General features: G+C 59.8%; 20 protein-coding genes, 3 tRNA genes and 2 pseudogenes. 3 read left to right on the plus strand and 22 right to left on the minus strand.

Annotated features, from left to right (window positions below; all coding sequences use genetic code 11):
- Positions 1 to 91: 91 nt before the first annotated feature.
- From WJW29_RS02230 to thrS, 12 genes are all read right to left on the minus strand, one after another.
- Entirely contained in the window at positions 92 to 1,546 is a 1,455-nt protein-coding gene (locus WJW29_RS02230; RefSeq protein WP_011409041.1) for an undecaprenyl-phosphate glucose phosphotransferase, read from the minus strand.
- Between the two features lie 243 nt (positions 1,547 to 1,789).
- A complete protein-coding gene (locus tag WJW29_RS02235) occupies positions 1,790 to 3,229 on the minus strand; it encodes a GumC family protein (protein WP_027704192.1) in 1,440 nt (479 codons plus the stop codon).
- Positions 3,211 to 3,909, minus strand: a complete 699-nt coding sequence (locus WJW29_RS02240) for a polysaccharide biosynthesis/export family protein (RefSeq protein ID WP_011259702.1) — start codon at positions 3,907 to 3,909, stop codon at positions 3,211 to 3,213. The genes WJW29_RS02235 and WJW29_RS02240 overlap by 19 nt, the downstream gene beginning before the upstream one ends.
- A 471-nt stretch (positions 3,910 to 4,380) precedes the next feature.
- Positions 4,381 to 4,457 (minus strand) — tRNA-Pro (locus WJW29_RS02245).
- 60 nt (positions 4,458 to 4,517) lie between these two features.
- Positions 4,518 to 4,874 carry a MerR family transcriptional regulator gene (locus WJW29_RS02250; RefSeq protein ID WP_005995911.1) on the minus strand — a complete coding sequence of 119 codons (357 nt, stop codon included), beginning with the start codon at positions 4,872 to 4,874 and terminating at the stop codon, positions 4,518 to 4,520.
- Entirely contained in the window at positions 4,855 to 5,154 is a 300-nt protein-coding gene (locus tag WJW29_RS02255; protein ID WP_002811076.1) for an integration host factor subunit alpha, read from the minus strand. Before WJW29_RS02255 ends, WJW29_RS02250 begins: the two co-directional genes overlap by 20 nt.
- A 21-nt stretch (positions 5,155 to 5,175) precedes the next feature.
- Positions 5,176 to 7,554, minus strand: coding sequence for a phenylalanine--tRNA ligase subunit beta (gene pheT, locus WJW29_RS02260; protein WP_011259703.1), 2,379 nt, complete (start codon positions 7,552 to 7,554; stop codon positions 5,176 to 5,178).
- Between the two features lie 108 nt (positions 7,555 to 7,662).
- Positions 7,663 to 8,658, minus strand: a complete 996-nt coding sequence (locus WJW29_RS02265) for a phenylalanine--tRNA ligase subunit alpha (RefSeq protein WP_011259704.1) — start codon at positions 8,656 to 8,658, stop codon at positions 7,663 to 7,665.
- A 254-nt stretch (positions 8,659 to 8,912) separates the two neighbouring features.
- Positions 8,913 to 9,272, minus strand: a complete 360-nt coding sequence (gene rplT, locus WJW29_RS02270; protein ID WP_003484828.1) for a 50S ribosomal protein L20 — start codon at positions 9,270 to 9,272, stop codon at positions 8,913 to 8,915.
- Between the two features lie 10 nt (positions 9,273 to 9,282).
- Positions 9,283 to 9,480, minus strand: a complete 198-nt coding sequence (gene rpmI, locus WJW29_RS02275) for a 50S ribosomal protein L35 (RefSeq protein ID WP_002811096.1) — start codon at positions 9,478 to 9,480, stop codon at positions 9,283 to 9,285.
- 248 nt (positions 9,481 to 9,728) lie between these two features.
- Complete coding sequence (gene infC, locus WJW29_RS02280; protein ID WP_075239419.1) at positions 9,729 to 10,256, minus strand: translation initiation factor IF-3; 528 nt, start codon at positions 10,254 to 10,256, stop codon at positions 9,729 to 9,731.
- Positions 10,257 to 10,319: 63 nt separating this feature from the next.
- Complete coding sequence (gene thrS, locus WJW29_RS02285) at positions 10,320 to 12,224, minus strand: threonine--tRNA ligase (RefSeq protein WP_011409044.1); 1,905 nt, start codon at positions 12,222 to 12,224, stop codon at positions 10,320 to 10,322.
- 324 nt (positions 12,225 to 12,548) lie between these two features.
- On the opposite strand from thrS, the pseudogene WJW29_RS02290 reads away from it, so the two are divergent.
- Positions 12,549 to 12,730 (plus strand): annotated as a pseudogene (locus WJW29_RS02290) (LacI family DNA-binding transcriptional regulator); the annotation flags it as partial.
- A 26-nt stretch (positions 12,731 to 12,756) separates the two neighbouring features.
- Here the strand turns inward: WJW29_RS02290 and WJW29_RS02295 are convergent.
- Positions 12,757 to 12,984, minus strand: coding sequence for an integrase core domain-containing protein (locus WJW29_RS02295; protein ID WP_042465101.1), 228 nt, complete (start codon positions 12,982 to 12,984; stop codon positions 12,757 to 12,759).
- A gap of 41 nt (positions 12,985 to 13,025) precedes the next feature.
- Here WJW29_RS02295 and WJW29_RS02300 point away from each other — a divergent pair.
- A pseudogene (locus WJW29_RS02300) lies at positions 13,026 to 13,907 on the plus strand (integrase core domain-containing protein).
- A gap of 438 nt (positions 13,908 to 14,345) precedes the next feature.
- Here WJW29_RS02300 and WJW29_RS02305 read toward each other — a convergent pair.
- Positions 14,346 to 14,420 (minus strand) — tRNA-Val (locus WJW29_RS02305).
- Between the two features lie 95 nt (positions 14,421 to 14,515).
- Positions 14,516 to 16,537, minus strand: coding sequence for an excinuclease ABC subunit UvrB (gene uvrB / locus WJW29_RS02310; RefSeq protein ID WP_011409045.1), 2,022 nt, complete (start codon positions 16,535 to 16,537; stop codon positions 14,516 to 14,518).
- A gap of 138 nt (positions 16,538 to 16,675) precedes the next feature.
- Here uvrB and WJW29_RS02315 point away from each other — a divergent pair, with 138 nt between their 5' ends.
- Positions 16,676 to 17,218, plus strand: coding sequence for a GspH/FimT family pseudopilin (locus WJW29_RS02315; RefSeq protein ID WP_011259713.1), 543 nt, complete (start codon positions 16,676 to 16,678; stop codon positions 17,216 to 17,218).
- Positions 17,219 to 17,267: 49 nt separating this feature from the next.
- Here the strand turns inward: WJW29_RS02315 and WJW29_RS02320 are convergent.
- From WJW29_RS02320 to WJW29_RS02350, 7 genes are all read right to left on the minus strand, one after another.
- Positions 17,268 to 17,344 (minus strand) — tRNA-Asn (locus WJW29_RS02320).
- 52 nt (positions 17,345 to 17,396) lie between these two features.
- Positions 17,397 to 17,846, minus strand: coding sequence for a type IV pilin protein (locus tag WJW29_RS02325; RefSeq protein ID WP_042465105.1), 450 nt, complete (start codon positions 17,844 to 17,846; stop codon positions 17,397 to 17,399).
- A 12-nt stretch (positions 17,847 to 17,858) separates the two neighbouring features.
- Positions 17,859 to 21,788: a PilC/PilY family type IV pilus protein gene (locus WJW29_RS02330; protein ID WP_229002612.1), complete on the minus strand. Its 3,930-nt coding sequence runs from the start codon at positions 21,786 to 21,788 to the stop codon at positions 17,859 to 17,861.
- Positions 21,789 to 21,798: 10 nt separating this feature from the next.
- Positions 21,799 to 22,308: a PilX N-terminal domain-containing pilus assembly protein gene (locus tag WJW29_RS02335; RefSeq protein WP_011259718.1), complete on the minus strand. Its 510-nt coding sequence runs from the start codon at positions 22,306 to 22,308 to the stop codon at positions 21,799 to 21,801.
- 3 nt (positions 22,309 to 22,311) lie between these two features.
- Positions 22,312 to 23,478, minus strand: coding sequence for a PilW family protein (locus WJW29_RS02340; RefSeq protein ID WP_011259719.1), 1,167 nt, complete (start codon positions 23,476 to 23,478; stop codon positions 22,312 to 22,314).
- Positions 23,475 to 23,948 (minus strand): type IV pilus modification protein PilV, encoded by a 474-nt coding sequence (pilV, locus tag WJW29_RS02345; RefSeq protein ID WP_011259720.1) that lies wholly within the window; start codon positions 23,946 to 23,948, stop codon positions 23,475 to 23,477. Before pilV ends, WJW29_RS02340 begins: the two co-directional genes overlap by 4 nt.
- The gene (locus tag WJW29_RS02350) at positions 23,945 to 24,460 is read right to left on the minus strand and encodes a Tfp pilus assembly protein FimT/FimU (RefSeq protein ID WP_011259721.1); all 516 of its coding nucleotides are present in this window, start codon (positions 24,458 to 24,460) and stop codon (positions 23,945 to 23,947) included. Before WJW29_RS02350 ends, pilV begins: the two co-directional genes overlap by 4 nt.
- Positions 24,461 to 24,510 lie beyond the last annotated feature (50 nt).

Below are 24,510 nucleotides of genomic sequence, written 5' to 3' on the forward strand. Positions count from 1 at the left end.
AATCAGCATGCAGCCGCCTGCTTGAAAGAGGCGGCTGCGATGCAGCCGCCCGTGGCGCCGAACGCGCCAGGTCGCACGCTCCCCACCATCATCAGTACGCGGTCTTCTGTCCGAGCACGCGCACTGCGGTCAGCACGATGATGCGGATATCCAGCCACAGCGACCAACGACGGATGTAATCGAGATCGTACTGGATACGCTTCTTCATGGTGCGCAGTTCCGGAGTTTCGCCACGGAAGCCGTTCACCTGCGCCCAACCGGTGATACCCGGCTTGACGTAGTGACGCTGCATGTAGTGGTTGATCAGCTTTTCATAGTGCGTGTTGTGCTGCGCGGCGTGCGGACGCGGGCCAACAATCGACATGCTGCCGCCCAGCACGTTGAAGATCTGCGGCAACTCGTCCAGGCTGCTGCGGCGCAGGAATGCACCGAAACGCGTGATGCGTGCGTCGTTCTTGGTCGCCTGCTGGATCGTGGTGCCATGGTCGTCATGCACCCGCATCGAGCGGAACTTGAACATGTAGAACTCGCGGCCGCCCAAGCCATGACGGCGCTGGCGGAAGAACACCGGGCCAGGCGAGCTCAACTTGACGCCGACTGCAATGGCGGCCATCAGCGGCCACAGGCCCAGCAGCGCGATGACAGCCAGAATCTTGTCCTGCAACGCCTTGGCCACCACGAAGTAATTGTCGCGGTCCACGCCGCCCTGGCGCAGGTTGATCACCGGCACGTTGCCGATCTGCTCGCCAGACTGATTCAACAGACCGAAATCGAACAGGTCCGGCACCAGCTTGACGTTGATCGGGTAACGATCCAGGCGCTGCAGCAGCTGCTTGATATGGTCGCGCTCACCCAGCGGCAGCGAGATCCACACCTGCTCGACCTGGTTTTCCTTCAGATAGTCGATCAACGCGTCCGGCTCGCCCAGGCACGGCAGCGACTGGCGCTGTTCGGTCACGGCGATGTCGTAGGGGGTGCGGAAATAACCGACCAGATTCATACCAACCCACGAGTTGCGGCTCAGGTAGTGGTTGATCTTCATCACCGGGTGACGCAGACCCACCACCACCACACGCTGGACGTCCACACCCTGAGTACGCAGATGGTTCAAAAAGCCACGCAGCGCCGTGCGCGCGGCGACCAGCGATGCCAGGCCACCGACGAACCACAGACCGATCCAACCGCGCGACACCTGCTCGCCTACCTTCACGATCAACGCATGGACCGCAAACAGCGCGAAGACACCGCCGAACGCACCGCCCAGCACCATCAGTTCGCTCAACAGGCAACGGCCGCGCCAGCTGCGGTACAACGGGAACAGCGCAAAGCAGATCACCGAATACAGCAGCGTGGTGGCAATCGCCAGCCGATACGGCGCTGCCGGCACCCAGGAACCGAACACGATTCGGTAAGCGACCAGACCGCACACCACAACCATGGTCAGGTCGAAGACGCGCAGAACCAGATCGGCCGCAGCCGAATATTTGGACAACAATCGCGGCGAGGAAGCTGTGTAAGTCTCGCTACTCAAGTCTGCCAAAAGCATGGGGATGTCCTCCAAACTCGATACGACGCATGCGGGGAAACATACGAATCGCACGCGAGCTTTCAATCATCTCCGTCAAGCAATCACCGCGGTAAAACCTACCGACCCCAGATCACTCGACAGCCCTTTGTTTTAACAGAGACAAACTTTCAAACTCGGGAGCCCGAAACATACGGGATCCCACCTTTTCCACGCTGAATCAGTTGTCACTTTAATTAACCATCGTTTTGCAACATCACGATGTCAGTTGAACCGCGTTTCCTGCCCATTGACGCGCAGGAAGTACCGCACCAGAGCCACAGCCAAACCTAGGAATACGCCAAAGATGAGTCCCAACGCGAGGTTCAATTTCAGTTTCGGCGAAGTCTTCGACGTAGGCACATCTGCGGTATCGACGATGGTCACGTTGTTGGCGCCGATATTGCCTGCAACACCGATTTCTTTATAGCGTTGAAGAAGCGCATCGTAGAGCTGACGGTTCGTGTCGACGTCGCGCTTGAGCATGTTGTAACGAATGCTGCGGCCCTGCAGATCAAGCTCGTTGTTCCGCAAACCGGCGATGCGTTCGTTGAGCAACTGCTCCTGATGCACCGATGCGTCGTAGGTCGCCTTCAACGACTGGCGAACATTGATGACCTCGCCATTGATCTGCCGACGCGACTCTTCGATCTGCGCATTCAGGCGCTGCATCTCCGGGTAGTCCGGCTTGAAGGTCGACAGCTTCTGCTGGTATTCGCTGGTCAGCTGCACTTGCTGGGCGCGCAGGCTCTGGATCAGCGGGCTGCTGAGCACCTGCGGCAGCGACATAACATCGCCGCTTTCTGCTTGGCGCCAGGCAGCCTCGGCCTTGATTCGGACATCTTGCGCTGAAGCCAGCAACGCATTGAGATCGGTCAAGTTCTGGGCAGGCAAAGAAGGTTTGTCGTCGCCCACCGAAACGATCTGCTCATCGGTCGAGTACGCAACCAGCGACTTTTCCGAGTCCTCCACCTTGCCGCGCAACTGCTCCAATCGCTCAGCGAGGAACGTGGTCGCAAAAGAGGACGCTTTCATGCGCCGCTCCTGCGTGCTGATGATGAACATCTTTGCGTACGTGTTGGCGATCTTTGCCGACAGCACCGGATCCTGCGAATCGTAATGGACGTAGACCAGGCGCGAATTGAGGATCGGCTCGACCACCAGACCGTCCAGCAACGTATCGGTGAGGCTGCGCTCGATGATCGCCTGACGCGAATCCACCGATTTACCGGCCTCGGGATTCTTCGCGGCGGCTTTCTCCAACGCCTCGTCGACCTGATCCTTGAACGCCGGCTCCTTGTCGAGCTTTGCTTCGCGGATCACCGCGCGCGCCAGCGAACGGCTCTGCAGCAATTGATACTGCGTTTGATAGAAGTCGCGATCCTGCGGTGATTCCACCGGCATCAGATTGTCGACATTCACCACGTTGAGCGAATCGCGCTCGATCTGCAGCGTGCTGGTCGCGCGGTACTTCTCCGGCATCAGCAGCGTGATGACCAGCGCCAGCAACAGTCCCGCCAGCGCGATGCCGAAGATCAACCAGCGCTGCGACACCAGGGCGCGCCAGTAATCGAGCAAGCCCACATCGGCAAGTTCGAGATGCCAGTGACGATGAGACGAAGAGGGACGATTGTCGGAATTCATACTCATCGGTATGCGCGCCACACCATCACAAGAGGAGTCATTTCCAGCATGGTGCGCAACCAAACGCGCGCATCCGAGCGGTACACAACGACGATATCGCCGCCGTAAATCTCAGGATCCGGATTGGTGCCCTTCTCAATCTCGGCCAGGTCGAACCGCGCAATCATCTTTTGCCCATTGACCATGCGGAACACGATGACATTGCCGCGGCTGGCCACGGTGCTGACGCCCTTCGCCTGCGCCACGGCCTGCTGGAGGGTCAGATTGGCGCCGACGACCGGATAGATGCCGGGCTCTGTCACCGCGCCGGTCACGGTGACGCGGCGACCGTTGGATTCCTGCACGAACACCGACACCTGCGGATTTTGCAAATAGCCGTTGCGATACCGGTCGGCCACCATTTTCTCCAGCTCACCAACGCTCATGCCAGCTGCGTTGACATCGCCGATAAGCGGCAACGAAATATGGCCGTTCTGATCGATACGTACCTGTCGTTCCAGATCGTCGATCTGGAACACCTTGAACAGCAGCAGATCGCCTGGAGAGAGTCGATACTCGGGTTGCACCGCAGACATTGCGAGCGGATCGGGAAGCGGCAACGACGTCGCCATGTCTTTCCCGGTGCTGCAAGCGCCCAGTGTCATCGAGCAGATCAAGGCCAGGCTCAGCGCTTGGCAAAATCGTCCGATCAGTTTCTTCATGCGTGTGGCTGGCTGCCTCGGTTGGGTGGGACAGGAGATCGCGCAGCATTCAACGGGCCAAACACGCCAGCACGAACGCACGACACAGAGTTCATCTCAAGACATTGGGATCACGACAGGTAATGCGTGTTGCACTGCACTATGGCACAGAACGATTGCGCTGCAAGACACCACACGCCATTTTTTTGACGGCGTTGGCCTATTGATTCAAGTTCGTCTATCACGCGTTAACGAACCGTGATCCACGTTATGGTCTGGCTTTTAGGTTTTGGAGCGTTTTCGGACACTTGGCATCATTCCGCAACCCAAGTCCATAGCGAGCTGGGCCGCAACGACCGAGCGCCAGCCTAGCGTTCATGCTGCGGCGCGATATGCCGATCTACATCTGCCGGGCAGCAGACGTAGTCACGAAGATGCAATATTGCGCCGCAACAAAAAAGCCCATGACAGACCGTCATGGGCTTGATGTTTTGGTCGGGGTAGCCGGATTCGAACCGACGACCACTAGTCCCCCAGACTAGTGCGCTACCAGGCTGCGCTATACCCCGAAGATGCTGCGCTCCGCCGTAGGGAGTCCTGCGATTATAGCGGCTTTGTGAAACTTTTTCCTAGCGGCGCAGCAGTTGCAGGACTTCTTCCAGCTCCATCCGCACTTGCTTGATGATCTGATTGCTCAGCGCCGACTCGCTTTTGGCACCATCGCCTTCCAGACGCAAGCGCGCACCGCCGATGGTGTAGCCCTGCTCGTACAACAGCCCGCGGATCTGACGCACCATCAGCACATCGTGGCGCTGGTAGTAGCGCCGGTTGCCGCGCCGTTTGACCGGCTCCAGGCTGGGGAATTCGGTTTCCCAGTAGCGCAGCACATGCGGTTTGACGTCGCATAGCTCGCTCACCTCACCGATGGTGAAGTAGCGCTTGGCCGGAATCGGCGGTAGCTCGCGATTACTGCCCGGATCCAGCATAAGCCTCCACCCGTTCCTTGAGTTTCTGCCCGGGGCGGAACGTCACCACCGTCCGTGCCGAGATCGGAATTTCTTCGCCGGTTTTGGGATTGCGACCGGGTCGTTGGTTCTTGCGCCGCAGATCGAAGTTACCGAAACCGGACAACTTCACCTGACGCCCCTGCTCCAGCGCATCGCGCAGCACATCGAAGAACGCGTCGACAAATTCCTTTGCCTCACGCTTGTTCAAACCGACCTCATCGAACAGACGTTCGGCCATCTCCGCTTTCGTCAATGCCATACCAATCCCCTGGTTACCGCCTCAACTCCGGATCCGGGCGCGATGCTCACGCTCGATCACGGCCACCACATCGGTGACGACTGCATCGACGTCCCGGTCGGTGAGAGTGCGCGAGTTATCCTGCAAAATCAAGCCCATAGCCAGACTCTTGAAACCTGGCGCGACCCCCTGCCCGACATAGCGGTCGAACAACTGCACCTCGCGCAACAACGGCCCGACCGTGGTTCGCACACTGGCCGACACTGCCGCCCAGCTCACCTCGTCCGGCACCAGGAAGGCCAGATCGCGGCGCACCGAGGGGAAGCGCGACAGCTCGCCGGCACACGGCAGCGTCCGCTGCACCAATGGCCCCAGCTGCAGCTCGAATGCGATCACGTCTACGTCGATATCCAGTGCCTTGGCCAGGCGCGGATGCACCTGCCCGATCCAGCCGATGCAGACGCCGTCGCGATAGATATCGGCCGACCGGCCCGGATGCCCGAACGGCTGCGTCGACGGCTGAAACTCCAGCTGCGCGCCGCTGGCCGCAGCCAGTGCCATCAGGTCGCCCTTCACATCGTGGAAATCCACCTTGCGCGCGGCCTCGCCCCATTGCAGCGCCAGCGCATCGCCGCACACCGCTGCGGCAACGTGCTGCGACTCCTGCGGTGCTGCGCCGGCATCGGCGGCCGCGGCGAACACCTTGCCCAGTTCGAACAGGCGCACCCGCCCGGCCTGACGGGCAGCGTTGCGGCCCAATGTGGCCACCAGGCCCGGCAACAGGCATGGACGCATGATCGCCAGCTCGGCACTGAGCGGATTGGCCAACGGCACCAGGCCATTGGTGAGCTGCCAGCGCTCCAGCAAGGCAGCATCGACGAAGGCGTAGTTGATGGTTTCCTGCAGTTCGCGTGCCACCAGCTGGCGGCGCACGCTGAGCTCGTCCAGTTGGGTTTCGCTCGGCATCGCGATGCGACTGGCGCCACCGGGCAGCGTGGTCGGCACCCGGTCGTAACCGTGGATACGCGCCAGATCTTCAATGAGATCTTCTTCGATGGCGATGTCGAAGCGACGGCTCGGCGCCATCACTTCCCAGCCTTCGGCAACGGCGTCGAGTTGCATGCCAAGCGCGCGCAACATGCGCACGACGTCGACGTCGTCGATCTGGATGCCGAGCACGCGTGCAATACGCGCGCGACGCAACAGAATGCGCGCCGGCTGCGGCAGATGCTGCGGCAGTTGCGCATGCACCACCGGACCAGGCGTCCCGCCGGCCAGTTCCAGCACCAGGCGTGTCGCCACTTCGATCGCTTGTGGCGGCAATGCCGGATCCACGCCCCGCTCGAAGCGATGCCCGGCATCGGTATGCAGACCGAGTTTGCGGCCACGGCCCATGATGGCGGCCGGGTCGAAATATGCCGACTCTAAAAACACATTGCGTGTGGTCTCGGTGACGCGCGTGTCCAGCCCGCCCATCAAGCCGGCCAGCGCCACAGGCCGCCCGGCATCGGCAATGGTCAGGAAGCTGTCGTCCAGCGTGACCTGGCGCCCATCCAGCAAGGCCAGCTGCTCGCCGGCACACGAACGGCGCACGCCGATCGGGCCGTGCAAGGTATCCAGATCGAACGCATGCATCGGCTGCCCCAGTTCCAGCATCACGTACTGGGTGATATCCACCAGCAACGACACCGGGCGCACGCCACTGCGGCGCAGGCGTTCGGCAAGCCATACCGGCGTTTTCGCAGCGGGGTCGATCCCCTCGATGACACGGCCGCAATACCGCGGCGCATCCTTGCCGGCATCCAGTTCCACTGCCAGCGTACGCGTGGACACCGGCGCCACGGCACCGGCGTCGAATGCCACCACTTCGCTGGCGCACGCGGCGGCCACGTCGAAGGCGATGCCGCGCACGCTGAAGCAATCGGCGCGGTTCGGGGTGAGCTTGATCTCGATGCTGGCATCGGGCAGCCCAAGATACTCGGCAAGCGCCTGCCCCACCGGCGCATCGTCCGGCAACTCGAACAGGCCGGCAGCGTCGCTATCCAGACCAAGCTCCTTGGCCGAACACAACATGCCATTGGACGCCACACCACGCAGCTTGGCAGCGGTAATGGTCAGCTCACCGATCTTCGCACCGACCAGCGCCAGCGGCGCCACCAGACCCGGACGCGCGTTCGGCGCGCCACACACGATCTGCAGCAACTCACCCTGCCCTGCATCGACGCTGCAGACCTGCAGACGATCAGCTTCCGGATGACGCATCGCCTCGACGATACGTGCCACCACCACCTGGCCCAGCGACTCACCCAACGGTATGACTTCTTCGACTTCCAGACCAATAGCCGTCAGCGTCGCGGCCAGTTCGTCGCGCGTGGCCTGGATCGGAACGTGGCTGCGCAGCCAATTTTCAGAGAATTTCATGGAGAGCCGGGATTCGGGATTCGGGATTGGGGATTAGCTAGAACGCGTCGACGGAGTCCGGGGCGGACCGGGGCACGGTTGCGAATCCCCAATCCCGAATCCCCGCCGTCAAGCAAACTGCCGAAGAAAACGCACATCGTTCTCGAAGAACGCGCGCAGATCGTTGACGCCGTAGCGCAGCATCGCAAAGCGCTCCACGCCCAGGCCGAAGGCGAAGCCGGTGTAGCGCTCGGGGTCGATACCGACGTTGCGCAGCACGTTCGGGTGCACCATGCCGCAGCCCAGCACTTCCAGCCAGCGCGTGCTGCCGTCGGGCTGCTGCCAGGCGATATCCACTTCCGCACCCGGCTCCACGAACGGGAAATAGCTGGGGCGGAAACGCATTTCGAAGTCGCGCTCGAAAAACGCGCGCACGAACTCGGACAAGGTGCCCTTGAGATCGGCGAAAGTGGAATGCTCATCCACCAACAGACCTTCGAGCTGATGGAACATCGGCGAGTGGGTCTGATCCGAATCGGAGCGGTACACCTTGCCGGCCGCGATCATGTGCAGCGGCGGTTTGTGCGCATCCATGTAACGCACCTGCACACCTGAAGTGTGGGTGCGCAACAGGCGACCGTCGCCGAAATAGAACGTGTCGTGCATCGCGCGCGCCGGGTGGTGCGGCGGGAAATTCAGCGCTTCGAAGTTGTGCCAGTCGTCCTCGATTTCCGGGCCGTCCGACAGCTCGTAGCCGAGCCGCGCGAAGATTTCGACGATGCGCTCGAGCGTGCGCGTCACCGGGTGCAGACCACCGCGCTCGCTGCGGCGGCCGGGCAAGGTGACATCGATGCGTTCGCCAGCCAGGCGTGCATCCAGCGCGGCGGTTTCCAGCGTGTTCTTGCGTTCGGCCAACGCCGCAGTCAGCGCGTCGCGCAACAGATTGATCGCCTCGCCAGCAGCCTTGCGTTGATCGGCCGGCAACGTACCGAGCTGCTTCAGCTGAGCGGTAATGCTGCCGCTCTTGCCCAGCAACGCGACACGCAAGGCTTCCAGTTGGTCCGGCGTCTGCGCCGCGGCAACATCGGCCAGCGCGCGCTCGGTCAGGGATTGAATCTCACTCATTGCACTTGCGCCTCAACTGCTAGCCGAACGGTGTTTCCGGATACACCGGAACGCATTGTCACTGCATTACTCTGTCATCGCCCACTTGGCGACTTCGCAAAAACGCAAAAGGGGAAGGACTCGCGCCCTTCCCCCTGCATCTCTGCGTTTCACCTCACCGAAAGCATGTAACACCTCAGTGCGACCGCTCGCGATGACTCGCTTCTTTCAGCAGTCCGCACATGGGTGTGCAGGCTCCTGCGAGGGACTCGCACTTACGCAGCCAGCGCGCCCTTTGCCTTCTCGGCCAGCGCGGCAAAACCGGCGGCGTCGTGCACGGCGATATCGGCCAGCACCTTACGGTCCAGGGTGATACCCGCCTTGAGCAGGCCATTCATGAAACGGCTGTAACTCAAGCCGTTGATGCGGGCAGCCGCATTGATGCGGGTGATCCACAGCGAACGGAAATTACGCTTCTTCTGCTTGCGGCCAATGTAGGCGTACTGCTGTGCCTTGATGACTGCCTGCTTGGCAACGCGGAAGACCTTGCGGCGAGCGTTGTAGTAGCCCTTCGCCAGGGTCAGAATTTTCTTGTGGCGGCGACGCGCCTGTACGCCACGCTTTACTCGTGCCATGGGTCAGTCCTCAGAGGTAGGGAAGCATACGATCGAGACGGCCAGCATCCTCGGCACGGACGTGATTCGTCTGCCGCAGGTTGCGCTTCCGCTTGGTCGCTTTCTTCGTGAGGATGTGGCTACGGTTGGCGTGGCCGCACTTGTACTTGCCGGAGGCGGTCTTGCGGAAACGCTTGGCCGCCGCCCGGTTGGTCTTGATCTTGGGCATTGCAATGTCCTTGATAGTGTTTTGTCACTGACACGGGCGGCAGTCTTGCGACTACGCTTTCCATCCTTGCCCTTGCCTGCTTGTAAGCCCTTGATCGAACACGATCCGGACAGGTCCTGATGCCGCTTGCACGGCGCCCGATAAAACCCGGCCGCGCAGTCTACCCGTTGCCGGGAATTGTTGCAACTGATTGATCTTGCAAACACAACGGACCCCGTCGGGGCCCGTCGGAGCGCAGAAGCAAATCCTCAGATCTTCTTCTTGGGCGCGATCATCATCACCATCTGACGCCCTTCCAGGCGCGGACGGGATTCGATGACGATCTCATCGCCCAGATCGGCCTCGATCCGCGCCGCCATCTCGCGGCCCAGCTCCTGATGGCTCATTTCACGGCCACGGAAGCGGATGTTGACCTTGACCTTGTCGCCCTCTTCAAGGAAGCGGCGCATGTTGCGCAACTTGATCTGGTAGTCGCCCTCGTCGGTGACCGGACGGAACTTGAGTTCCTTGATCTCGACCTGCTTGGTCTTCTTCTTGGCCTCGTTGGCCTTTTTCTGCTGCTCGAACTTGAACTTGCCGAAATCCATGATCTTGCAGACCGGCGGATCGGCCTGCGGCTGGATTTCGACCAGATCCAGGCCTTCTTCTTCGGCCTTGGCGAGCGCTTCGTCGCGCGACAACACGCCGACCATCTCACCGTCGCTACCGATCACGCGAACGCGCGGCACACGGATTTCTTGGTTCTTGCGGTTCTGTTTGTTGTCAGGGGTACTGATATTGCAATCTCCCAGGGGAATCGAACCGGCGCATCCGGATCATCCAGACCGGCCGGGGTTGGCTCACGCTGCCTGCTCTGCCTGCAGGCGTTCGATGAAGGCTGAGACCGTCATGGTCCCGAGGTCCTCCCCCGAACGCGTCCGCACGGCGACCGCGCCATTTTCCTTCTCACGGTCACCGACCACGAGCAGATATGGCACCCGTTGCAGCGTATGCTCGCGAATCTTATAACCGATCTTCTCGTTACGCAAATCGGCGCTGACACGGAAGCCTTGATTTGCAAGGGTTTTCCGTACCGCATCGACATAGTCTGCCTGCGCATCGGTGATATTTGCGACAACGACCTGGACCGGCGCCAGCCAGGACGGGAACGCGCCTGCGTGGTGTTCGATCAAGATGCCGATGAAACGCTCCATCGAACCCACGATGGCCCGGTGCAGCATGACCGGATGCTTCTTCTGGCTGTTCTCATCCACGTACTCGGCGCCAAGGCGGCCCGGCATCATGAAGTCGACCTGCATGGTGCCCAGCTGCCAGGTGCGGCCGATGGCGTCCTTGAGGTGGTATTCGATCTTCGGGCCATAGAAGGCGCCCTCGCCCGGCAGTTCCTGCCATTCCACCCCGCACACGCCCAGCGCGCTGCGTAGCGCGGCTTCGGCCTTGTCCCAGGTGGCATCGTCGCCCAGCCGCTTTTCCGGACGCAGCGCGATCTTGATCTGGATGTCGTCGAACCCGAACGCGGTGTAGACCGCCAGCGCCTGCTGATGGAAGGCGGTGACTTCGGACTCGATCTGCGATTCAAGACAGAAGACATGTCCGTCGTCCTGGGTGAAACCGCGCACGCGCAGGATGCCGTGCAGCGCGCCGGACGGCTCGTTGCGGTGGCAGGCGCCGAATTCACCGTAGCGGATCGGCAGGTCACGATAGCTGTGCAGGCCCTGGTTGAATACCTGCACGTGGCCAGGGCAATTCATCGGCTTGACCGCGTAGGTGCGCTTCTCCGATTCGGTGAAGAACATCGCGTCCTGGTAGTTGTCCCAGTGGCCGGATTTCTGCCACAGCGACACGTCCAGGATCTGCGGGCAGCGCACTTCGCCATAGCCGCTGTCGCGGTAGACCTTGCGCATGTACTGCTCGACCACCTGCCACAGCGACCAGCCCTTGGGGTGCCAGAACACCAGGCCGGGCGCCTCTTCCTGCAGGTGGAACAGGTCCTGTGCCTTGCCGATGCGGCGATGGTCGCGCTTGTCGGCTTCTTCCATGCGCAGGATGTAGGCATCCAGCTGCTTCTTGTCGGCCCAGGCGGTGCCATAGATGCGCTGCAACTGCTCGTTCTTGGCATCGCCGCGCCAGTAGGCGCCGGAAATGCGGGTCAGCTTGAACGCCTTGAGGAAGCGCGTATTGGGCACGTGCGGGCCGCGGCACATGTCCACGTATTCCTGGTGGTAGTACAGGCCCATCGCGGTGATGTCGTCGGACATGTCGTCGATCAGGCGCAGCTTGTACTCTTCGCCGCGCTGGGCGAAGACTTCGATCACCTCGGCGCGCGGAGTAACCTTCTTGATCACGTCGTAGTCCTGCGCGATCAGCGCCTGCATGCGCTGCTCGATCGCGGCCATGTCTTCCGGCGTGAACGGGCGCTCGCTATAGATGTCGTAATAGAAGCCTTCGGCGATGACCGGGCCGATCACCATCTTGACCTCGGGATACAGCTGCTTGACCGCATGCCCGACCAGATGTGCGCAGGAGTGGCGAATGATTTCGACGCCTTCGGCGTCCTTGGCGGTGATGATGCGCAGGCTGGCGTCATGGTCGATGACGTCGCTGGCATCGACCAGCTGGCCGTCGACCCGGCCGGCGATGGTGGCCTTGGCCAGACCGGCGCCGATCGACTGGGCGACCTGCATCACCGAGACGGGGGATTCGAATTCACGGCGGCTGCCGTCGGGGAGCGTGATGTTGATCATGGGCAAGAATTGAGGTCTGGTCTGGCTGCAGCGGTCGGCTGCCATGGGAGATCTGGCCATTGCTGGACAGGCTCGGAGGGGAATGCGGGAAGTGAGTCGAGACAGCGCCATGCAGCGCTCTGCGCGCTGGCGCAGACTGAAGGATCAGCGGTGGGCGGTGGTAGTGCTCATGTCGCACGCTGGGCCGGCGCTGGGCGCGGGCCACCTTCTCGCAAGGGGTCTTGGGCGTGAATGGTAAACCAATCAGCCGGCCGCTGCGTACGGCTGCACGGCGCCGGCGGGTGCATGGCATGATGCCGGCCACTTGTCCTGCCGTTGCCGACCATGGCCATCAAGGGTAAAGCCACCTCGCTGGATATCGCCTACCTGGCCGGCGTGTCGCAGCCGAAGGTATCGCGCGCGCTGGCGGCACCCCAATGGTCAACGAGGAAACCCGCAAGCGCATCCTGCGCATCGCGCACGAGCTGAACTACAAGGTGGACAAGAACCCCTCGCCGCTGCGGCTGTAATGACCCAGCGGTTTCTGCACAGGTCATGCGGTTAATGTAGCGGCGTAGGCCGCGTTTGGGGTCATCATCTTCAGCGCTTGATGAGGGCGCTGTGGGTTGTAGAAGGCGATCCAGTCAGCAATCACGCGCAGTGCGTGAGTTTGGCTCTCCAAGCGATGCCGGTGCACGCACTGCTCCTTCAGCGTCCGGATCACCTGTTCCACCATTCCGTTCTGCTGTGGGAGCGACGCCCCCCCGATTTTGAGTAGCACACCAGTGTGGAGTCCAATTCCCTACCCCGAGGAGATTAGACGTGAAGAAGCGTTTTTCCGAAGAACAGATCATCGGCTTCCTGCGGGAAGCCGATGCGGGCATAGCGATCAGGGACCGGTGCCGGCGGCATGGCTTCAGCGAGGCCTCGTACTATGTGTGGCGCAGCAAGTTCGGCGGCATGAGCGTGCCCGATGCCAAGCGGCTCAAGGACCTCGAGTCCGAGAACGCGCGGCTGAAGAAGTTGCTGGCCGAGTAACTGTTCGAGAACGACCTGATCAAGGATGCGCTGCGAAAAAAGTGGTGAGCGCACCGGCACGTCGTACGCTGGTGCGCGAGTGGATCGGGCGTGGTGACAGCGAGCGTCGTGCGTTGGCAGCGATCGGCATGAGCGCCAGTGCGCTGCGCTATTGCTCGCGCGAAGACCGCAATGGCGAACTGCGCGAACGCATCTGTGCGTTGGCGCATCGCCATCGCCGCTATGGCGTCTGGTGATCGTGGACGACGCAACCCACGAAGCGGTCGCCATCGACGTGGAGGGTGCGATCTCGGGACACGGCATTGTGCGCGTGCTGGATCGGTTGCCACACAGTCGCGGTCTGTCGAAGATGATCCGCACTGACAACGGCAAGGAGTGTTGCGGCAAAGCGATGGTCGCCTGGGCGCATGACCGGGGTGTGCAGCCAAGCTCATCCCGCCGGGCAAACCGAACCAGAACGGCTACGTCGAATCGTTCAACGGCCGGCTGCGCGACGAATGCCTCAACGAACACTGGCTCCCAACGCTACTGCATGCAGGCACGGAAATAGAACGCTGGCGACGCGAATACAACGAGGACCGACCCAAGAACGCAATCGGCGGCATGACACCAGCTGCGTATGCCCAATATCTGGCAAACACCGATATCGTCAACCCAGGACTCTAAACCCGGGCGCTACTCAGGGCGGGGGAACGTCGCAGCTGGACCAGTGGATGGCGCAAGTCGATCTGGTTCTCCAGATGCGAACCAAACAGCTCATCGGCAGGCAACTGCTCGGCGGCAGGACGGCGTGTCCGCATGGGCGAAAACTGCCAGAAACCAGGACGTAGCGTAACGAAAACTGGCAATTCCAGCACACCGAAAACGCAGATGAAGCCTTGCAATGGATGTGGTCTGGGGGTTTTTCAGGGTCGACTCAATACGCAACGTGCAGCGCTACGAGGCATGCGTAAGCGCAGAACAACTCGGATTCGCATGCAGAAAACCTGACCTAACGCATGCCAAAGCTGCAGCAACTTCTGCGTTGGGTCACGTTGGGGTCAGTGGCAGACATCGCTGCCGATGTTGAATCCACTCAAGCCGCAGTACCATCTGGACTTGGAGTGGTGGGCGGTACAGGGTTCGAACCTGTGACCCCTACCATGTCAAGGTAGTGCTCTACCGCTGAGCTAACCGCCCGAATCCCTCGCTAGCATTGCGCTGTGCAGGGCGCGCATTCTAGCGCAGGGATGCATCGACCACAAGCCCCACCCGCACCCGAATACTCCACTGCCCTAGGCCAGGCTTGCCGTTTTGAGCTTCTGGATCTGGTCGCGTATTTGCGCTGCGGCCTCGAACTCAAGATCCTTTGCGTGCTGATACATCTTCTGCTCCAGGCTCTTGAGCTTGCCGGCGATTTCCGCGGGTTTCATGGCGCGGTAATCGGGTGTCTCCTCAGCGACCTGACGCGACTTGGAACGCCCCTTGCCCGACTTCTTCTCGGCTGCATCTTCGCGCGCACCTTCCATGATGTCGGAGATCGGCCTCTCGACAGATTCAGGCGTGATGCCATGTTCCAGGTTGTACTCGACCTGCTTTTCACGGCGGCGATCGCTCTCGTCGATCGCTGCCTGCATCGAACGGGTCATCTTGTCGGCATACAAAATGGCCTTGCCGCGCAAATTGCGTGCGGCGCGCCCAATGGTCTGGATCAGCGAACCGGTCGACCGCAGGAAGCCTTCCTTGTCGGCATCCAGGATCGCCACCAGCGACACTTCCGGCATGTCCAAGCCCTCGCGCAGCAGATTGATGCCGACGAGCACATCGAATTTGCCCAGACGCAGGTCGCGAATGATTTCCACACGCTCTACGGTGTCGATATCCGAGTGCAGATAGCGCACCCGAATGCCATGCTCGCCCAGGTACTCGGTGAGGTTTTCGGCCATGCGCTTGGTCAATGTGGTCACCAGCACGCGGTCGCCGAGCTTGATGCGTTCGTGAATCTCCGACATGAGGTCATCGACCTGCATGCCCACCGGACGGATCTCCACTACCGGGTCGATCAAGCCAGTCGGGCGCACCACCAACTCCGTAACCTCGCCAGCCGACTCGCGCAACTCGTAAGGACCCGGTGTCGCTGACACGTAAATGCTGCGCGGCGAACGCGCTTCCCACTCTTCGAACCGCAGCGGCCGGTTATCCAGCGCAGACGGCAAGCGGAAGCCGAACTCCACCAGCGTTTCCTTGCGCGAGCGGTCGCCTTTGTACATCGCGCCGATCTGCGGAATGGTCACGTGCGATTCGTCGATGACCAGTAGCGCGTCCGGCGGCAGGTAATCGAACAAGGTCGGCGGCGGCTCGCCGGGTGCCTTGCCGGTGAGATGCCGCGAGTAGTTTTCGATACCGTTGCAGAAACCCACTTCGGCCATCATTTCCAGATCGAACTGCGTGCGCTGCGCCAGACGCTGCGCCTCGACCAACTTGCTCTGCGAGTAGAGCTGCTCAAGCCGCTCTTTCAACTCTTCTTTGATGGTGTCTACCGCACTCAACGTGCGCTCACGCGTCGTGGCGTAATGCGTTTTCGGGTACACGGTATAGCGCTGCAGCTTGCGCAAGGTCTCGCCGGTGAGCGGATCGAACAGCGTCAGCTGCTCGATGTCGCCATCGAACAACTCGATGCGCAGGGCCTCGGTATCCGACTCGGCAGGGAACACATCCAGCACCTCGCCGCGCACGCGAAAAGCGCCGCGCGTGAGCTCGAACTCGTTACGGGTGTACTGCAGGTCGGTGAGATGACGGATCAACTGACGCTGATCGATGTGTTCGCCAATCGACAGGATCAGGCGCAGCGACAAATAGTCTTCCGGCGCGCCGAGGCCATAGATTGCCGACACCGTCGCCACCACCAGCGAATCGCGCCGCGACAGCAAGGTCTTGGTCGCCGACAAACGCATCTGCTCGATGTGTTCGTTGATCGAACTGTCCTTCTCGATGAAGGTGTCCGACGACGGCACGTAAGCCTCTGGCTGGTAATAGTCGTAGTAGCTGACGAAGTACTCCACCGCGTTGTGCGGGAAGAACGACTTGAACTCGCCATACAACTGCGCCGCCAGCGTCTTGTTCGGCGCCATTACCAGGGTCGGCTTCTGCACCTGCTGGACGACGTTAGCAATGGTGTAGGTCTTGCCCGAACCGGTCACCCCCAACAGCGTCTGTTTGGCCAGCCCAGCCTCAAAGTTGGCCACCAACTTGTCGATGGCGGCAGGCTGGTCGCCCGCTGGCGAGTATGGGGATACGAGCTGAAAACGGTCGGTCATGGAACGATCTCGGGGGAGGCTGCACGAATTTACGGAGGCCAACATCGGTAGAACCCTGACAGCCGTGCAAGTGGAGGCAGCGTTACTTGGCAGACAACCAATGTTGAGACTGCTTGCTCAACTTCAAGGAGAGGCGCAATGGATGCAGCAAGCTATTCGAACGCGAAAGGGTACACCGCAGTCCAGTTGCTCATCGTGATGGCGATCGTCGGAATCGGTGCAGCCATCGGTATACCTAGCTTCAAAAGCCTCATCGAGTGGCAGCGAGCGACCACCCGCGTGCACGTGCTGACCGCACATCTTGCGATGGCCAGAAGTTTTGCCGTGACACAAGGCGCGCCTGTCAGCATTTGCCCCTCTACGGACGGGGTTCGTTGCCGAACAGATCGCGACTGGAGCCACGGATGGATCCTCTTCAAGGATCCAGAGCGCGGCGTACAGCCGCAAAGCGCCGCATCCGTCATCAGAGTGGAGCATGCCTCCTCCACCGGCGGCCTCGACATCACCAGCACCGTCGGAAGATCCATCGTTCGTTTCCTGCCGAACGGCCGCAGCAGCGGCACGAACATCACCATCAGCTTATGCAGCAACGCTCGGCGACTCGCTGACGTAGTGGTCAACAACTCGGGAAGAGCACGTACCGTCCGCTACACCAGTTCTGTGAGCTGCATGGCCCGATAAGCAGGCGAACAAAAAAGCCGCGACACGTCGCGGCTTTTTTGTTTCATCTTGGCGCCCGAAGTTGGACTCGAACCAACGACCCCCTGATTAACAGTCAAGTGCTCTAACCGGCTGAGCTATTCGGGCGTGGAGGCGCATTCTAGACGCAACTTCGCAGCAGCGCAACACCTAGCACAAGCTACCAGCAGCCTGGAGTGGCAGTCGCGCTCGGCGTCTTCACCCCTGCCTGGTTCAACGTCAGCGTGCCGCACTTGTCGTTGGCTTGGCTGCCCTGAGGGGCAGCGGTCAAGGTAAAGGTCGACTGCGTGGTCGCGAGCGTGATGTTGTATTGCGCTGTACCACCTTCGCGCGGCGACTGGATGGTCGTCGACCCGTTTCCAAACTTGAAACTGGCATAGGTGTTGTTAGTCGTATGCGAGCGTTCCAACAACTGCGAGTATTCGACCAGGTCGGCCTTGGCCTGCGCTCGGCGAGACTTGCGAACATGGTCGGCGTAAGACGGGTAGGCGACAGCCGCCAGGATGCCGATGATCGCGACGACGATCATCAACTCGATCAAGGTAAAGCCACCGGCGCCAGCACGCTGGCGAAATTGCCTAGACAGGGAGCGCGAGAGGTCTAAGGGCATTGACAATCTCCGTTACTGAAGCTGGCGCCAGGACTGGCGGCCGCAAGGATAAGGAACATACATGGGTGCGGCACCGGCTACGCTGACGATCATCCAGCAGCCCGAACCTGGAGGAACAGTGGGCGCCGCAGAACCATCCTTGGGATTGACCTTAGGCTCGAGCCTGGGCACGACCGACACGCCCACGTCCTTGACCGGAGCATTGCCACCGGTGTTGAGAGAGATGCCCGCTGAACCGTTAGCGAGCGTAGACCCTCCGATGCCGCCCATTCGCACACCAGATAGGGCGCCCACGCCCGTTCTCGGATTCAGCCCGAACAACCAGTTCACACCATCGGTACTGCACCCGCTGCTGATCGCGAGCGGCGCATAGGTGGGCATGAACAAGATTCCCGATACGAGTTCCGGATAACCCACAAATCGTTCACCGGCGGGCAGATCCACGTACCAACCAAGCGACGTCGAGGGGGCATTGCCTTGCTGCAGGGATCGAGTAGTACCAGAAGTACCACTGCTGACAGAAAATGGCGTCAGGTTCGCCCTGGTTAGGGTTGTGGAGATCACCCCATCCACCTTATCCGTGAAACCATACAGGCTTTGCGTCTGCAGCGCGGAACTCGCCTGGTTATCTTTATCAAACGAAAAACTACCGGTGCCGAACAAGACCAGAACTCCACCGTTCTCTCCGGAAGCGGCCTGCAGTCCACCGGTGATTGGCTGACGGTAGTTCAAACCACCTTCGGAATAAGTCCCTGTCGTGAACGCGGGAACGGTCACTGATGTTGCGGTTGATGTGAGATCGAACTTCCAAATCGCTCCACGAAGATCGGCCGCATAGACCGTGTCAGCATATCCATCGCGCGTGCGAGCCGGCTTGTTGGTGGTCGGGTCGATCGTCAGATTATCGATACGGTCCAACACAATGAGATTGCCGAGTCCGTTGTTACCACTGATTTTGGTTGCCGCTGTTGTGCCTGCCGGCTCCGTTGCCTCGATCATATGAATCGTCGGCGTGGAACTGGTCCCGATATCGACCACGAACAACACCGCCTTGCCGCTGGCGCTAGCATAGCCGTTGCCGAAGATCGCCTTCCAGCTGACCGTTCCATTGGCCGCGCGCACCGGAACGATGACGGGCTTGCCGAGCACATGCCCGATGTTCGCGCGCACAGTGGCATCGCCACTGAGATCATTGATCTCCCAGAGACGGCTACTGGCGCCGAAGCTTGCCGGATTGGTGACGTCCAATGCGAAGACACCGCGACCACCCGCACCCGTGGTGCCGACCAGCGTCGTCTGCCAGGCGTTGTTGTAGTACGTATCTCCTACCGCAATCGGACCATCGACGAAGTAACGATGATCAAAATTGGGCAACGTAGATGACTTATTGACTTGGTAGGGCAGCAACAGATTTCCCATGTGGCCATATGACGTCGCGGGCACATACGCAAAGCGCTCACGGCCACCACCTCCGGTGACGGCACCAGTGCTGTCGATGCCGCCATCGACGGCATGCAGCATGCCGTCATTGGCCCCTGCGTACACCATATAGGCCTTATTGCGCTTGCTATTGAGATAGTCGGTATAGCTAGTCCCCAGCGTACCGCCCAAGCCACGATATCCATAGTCGTCGACCGGTGCACTGATCACCGGGGTGGAATTGACGATATCGCCGAGAACGGTGCTCCGGTCGCGGAACTTGCCACCCTGCTGAACTTCGCCACTACGGTCACCCAGTAGATAATTGGCGGCAGTCGCGGCGGTTGCACCAAGACTGGTCAGGTCCGACTGCGAGCAGAGCGATTGACTGGGATACAACGTCGCGGACAAACCACATAGACCGCTTAAGCTGATGCTCGTGCCATCGAATTTTCGCACATTACTGCCATCGTTGAAGTAAACATTGCGTGCACTGGCTGCAGGCATCTGTGCAGATGCCTCCCAGAGCGGAGTAAAGCGCGCTTCGCGCGTATCCGGATCAACCGAGACCTGATTGGCCTTCAGCTTGCTGGACCAATCCGTGCCGTTGTTGCTGATCTGGTACTCAGGAGTCACGGTCAACGAGCCTGCACCGATGCGCGCACCCGTCAACGCCAGCGTGCCAGACGGCGAGTTGGCAGCACTGGCGGCCGACAGCACTCGACGCATCGCAGCGGTCACTTCATTAGGGCTCTTGGCATTGATGAACTGACCACGGCTATTGATGGTGGCATGCCAGAGCTCATCGATCACGCGGCCATCATCATTCACCAGTGGATCGCCATCAGCGTTCCAGTTGGGAGCATTGGCATAAGGGTCCCTGGTGGCCGCCTGATTGACTTCGTAAATACTTCCCTGTGCGCCCAAGGTGATCGCATAGAAGTTCATATGCAGATCTTTCTGACAATCCAAACGCTTCCAGTCGGCGGATGTCTTGTCGAGGGTTGCGCACTTTTCGTCAACAGGCACCAAGCCGCCGGTGAAACCCTGCCCAGTCACCAAAGGCGTGTTTACACCAGAATAATAGCTGGCAGCGATGTCAGCGATCGTTTCGCTATAGCCGTCGGCAAATGGCAACGCAGGAAAATTCACAGTCCCTGTCGAGTCGGCATTTCCATACGTCGCACTAGGAACATTGGGAGAGGCTTGGGCATTGGGATTCGTATAACCATCGGTAAATAGCATGCCGCCGTTTTTTTGACATGCACGCAACACCGGCGCTCCGAAATCGGTTCGCCTGAACTGCTGGCCCAAATACTCGATAGCCACACGATTGGGCGTACCGCCAAGTGGTATGAGGTGATAGATCTGCTCGAACAACGTTTTACGCGAAGTATCGTCGCCGATGTCATACATGGTCGGCTGCTTACGATTATTGATCGTAAAGTAACCAACCCGCATATTATCGACATTGGCCAATGTCCGTGACTCGGAACCAATAATGGAAAGAATACGATTACGATGATATTGGAACCAATTGGCAAAGTTATTTGATGCGTTATTAAAATCCGTAGTGGTCAAGTAATTTGACTTCAAAATCTGATATCGCCGCATATTGCAACCAGGCCCGCAAGCATTTGCAATAATCGGCCTATTAACATCATTTGAATTGTATCCTGTCGGTGCCGGAGCAGCAACAGGCAAGTAAAATGTCGCAGGAATATAGGAGATTTGCACAGAACAATTGGCACCAACATGGGCATTGGAGGTAATCGTTGACCACGCCCCACCAGTACCCCGCACTCCATCGAAACCATTGGAATTACAAATCCTGGCAGTGGAAGGTTCTGTCGTCCGATATCGCGTCCCAGAGGGAATCGTCATACCAATCACGAACCGGAATGAATTATCGCTAGTCACCTCCCTCGGCTGACCAAGCCCGACGATCGTGCCATACTTACTCATTCTTATTTGGCCATTAGCGTCGCCATAAACAGCGGGATCGCGCGAATCCGCCCGTGCGGCAGTAAAATCAGCCTGCTTCCACAAGGTCCGATCAGCCTTGGTCCACGGATCGTACTGGATCGCAGGATCAAAATAATTTGCATTATATGTGGGCGATCTTGCGAAACCAAATTGATCCAGCGGAGGGAGAGCAACGCCAATAGGAAAAGCCGAGTTATAATCCGGAAAAGGAAATAAGTAAACATAACAATCCTGAGAATCACGAAGACAGTTATCCTCACTATTAAAGAAACTTCCGTCAGCCTTAAAAAAACTTGAGTTACTAGTATTCCATTGAAGCCGCCCATCGCCGCCCTTGAAAATACGCTCGAAAGTCATCGAGTTCGAATCATCCACCACCACGATGAATGCCGGCGGGACCGGAGTGCCATTATTAAGTGGGGCCTGCACCAACTTTTCTTGGCCCTGCGCCGCGATCAAGTTGTAGACAAAGTAACCGCCCATCGTAATCAGGACGACGACGGAGGCAATAGCCGTTTTGAGAATGCGACGAGACATGCAGACGGCCTCAGAGCTTGAAGATGGAGTCAATCGACGCCGACGAAGATGCATCCGTCGTCGCATCGTTGGCGAAGGTGGTGATTTGATATACGGGAGTTACCGGATCTACCGTATTGCCCATCGCGAGCGAGCCTCCCCCGATGATGCATGATTCGATGCGCCGCACATTGACCGCCTCATGCACCGACACAGCCTTATTACGTGCCCAGGCCACCGGATCGAATGCGGTATCACAGTTTTGCTGGATATCAGTATCCGCAACCGTTGCGTCGCTGGGAGCGCTCTTGCGATTGGCGATGGCTTCAATCGCCCGCTCGCTCCTACGCGTCACGCCCTCGGCATTCTGGAAGGCGATGTTGGTCACCAGATAATTGGACGCCATTTTCTCCTGCATCCCTGCCACCTGCATGCCGGCGATCCCGATCAACGCCAATAGGATCAACATGATCAAGGCAACATAGAGCACTGCCCCACGGGGGCGGGAGGGCATTGGGCGGCGGCGAGCGACTGCATTCATTGGTCAATTCCCGAACAGGCGATTGCGTAAGGCGATCGTGGATTCGTACGTCATTCGGTAACGGCCATCCGTCTGGGTGGGCGGCGCAAACGAGACGCCCAACGCACTGGGATAACTCAACGCAGTTGCCGGGCCTTCGGCGGTAGAACGTGCGGGACTGCGTGCCAGGATGCCAACCTGAACTTGCCCGACCCGTCTCCACTGCCCCGCCGCGGTGGAATCGGTGTTAATAGAGACGTCGCTCGCGATCGCCTGGGTGCTGATGTTTCCCAACGGTGGCGAGGTATTGGATATGTTTGCAGTCTGATCGAGCCCGAACAACAACTGCATGTTCTCGATCCCTTCGACCAGCTCTTCCGGCGTGCCGTAATCGTCAACGCCATTGGACCGTGCGCGCATCAGTGCAGGCTCGCCTGAAGTCGCAGATGTGCCGACGTAATACACCAGCGACTCGGCGCGGTAGAGCATGGTCTGTCCGCTTGGGCGTGTGGAGTAATTGGACAAATTGGTCCCGGTGGCAGTGACCTTGCCGCTGACATAGGTGCCTTTGAACACCGTGGCATGATCGCAGTCCGCAACTCCGAACACGTTCGGTGCCGCTTGCCCCCCTTCTGTCAAACGCAGTCCGGCGGTGGCATCAAAGCCCACGACGCTATCGCTGCCTGTGGTCAACGCCTTGATCGGCACGCCTTCCGGGGCCAGGTAACGCAACACCAAGATATCGCTGCCACCGCGAGGATTGAGTTTGGTAATCGCAGCGGGCAGATTCACCGGCACTGCCCAGGTATCTCCGAGGGTCAGCGTGCCGGGCGGCTTGGTGTTAGGCGCCTCGTAGCCTTGCACGCTAATGCTGAAATCCAGCGGATGACCTGAACCACTGACCGCACCGGTATTGATGGCCGGATCCCCTTCCCCGCGCACAAAATGAGCCTGGTCGTTGACGCACCCGAAATGCCCGGCCATGCGAATGTCGCGCTGGAGGAAATCCATCGCGAAACGTCCGTTTTCCTGCGCACGCGCACTACCTTCGGCCAACATCGACGCGGTACGCGACGCAGAAAAGACCTGGATGACTCCCAGCATCAGCACCAGGCCGATGACCATCGCGATCATCATCTCCACCAAGCTGATGCCGGCAGCAGTGCGTTGGTTAGAAAAACGCCGCGTCATAGCTGCGATACCAGGGTGAAGGTAGTCTGGGCGTTGGGATTATTGGCATCCCAACGCTGATCCCCCCAACTGATGCCAACGGTGACCTGGCCGTTATTATTGAGAACGGTTGCACTGGCGCCTTCGCCCAATGCGCGCACGACCTGGCATTTCCAACGCGAGATATTGTCAGCGATGGCCACGCTCCCGAGAGGCCGACTGCAGCTGGCTGCAGTCACAGTGTTTGCGGAAAAGGTGGCATCGGTATACCAGGCAGACTGGAAGCGGTTGCTTCGCATCTGGTCCATCAAGTCATACGCCAGGTTGGTCGCCTGGGTGCGGTAGTTGGAACTCTGCACGAACCGCACATTCGCCGTCTGCAACAGCGCAAAGCCGAGCAGGCCAAATGCGAGAACGACGATAGCTATCAACACCTCAAGCAGACTGAATCCCCTGGTGAGAGAGGGCGAAACGAAGGGACGGAGCATCATTGGCAGGAGCTCTTCTGAGACGTGATCTGGCCGGCGGCATTAACGAACAGGGTGCGACGCAGCGCCTGCCCATCGCAGGTCACCGGCTGCAGCGTGATCTGTTGGTTGGTGGACGCGACCCTGCGCCCACGCCCATCGAAGGCAATCACGGCGCCAGAAGGACCGGTGCTGGACAGTGAGGTGTCGATCGCGACGAAGCGCAGGACCGTATCGCCAGTTTTGAATGCCCCATCGCCATCCGTATCGGCCCAGGCCAGCATTCCTGCCCCCCAATTGTTGTCGCATTCGGTCCCGGATGCGCTGCCGCAGACACCGCCACCACGGCGATTGCGAATGGCCTCACTGCGCGCCACCGACAGCAGACCGAGGGTCTCGTTGGCGCTGCTCGCGACTCGATTGGAGCGAAGCGTTCCGCGGAAGCTGGGAAAAGCGATGGTGAGCAAGATCGCCAGGACGACGATCGTGATCATGAGTTCCACGAGTGTAAAGCCGGCAGATCGGCGAAAAGACATTGAACGCTCCCCAGCGTGACGTGTGCAAGATGCTACGCCCGCCCCCTAGC

It is taken from the genome of Xanthomonas sp. JL1 (genome assembly GCF_038405005.1).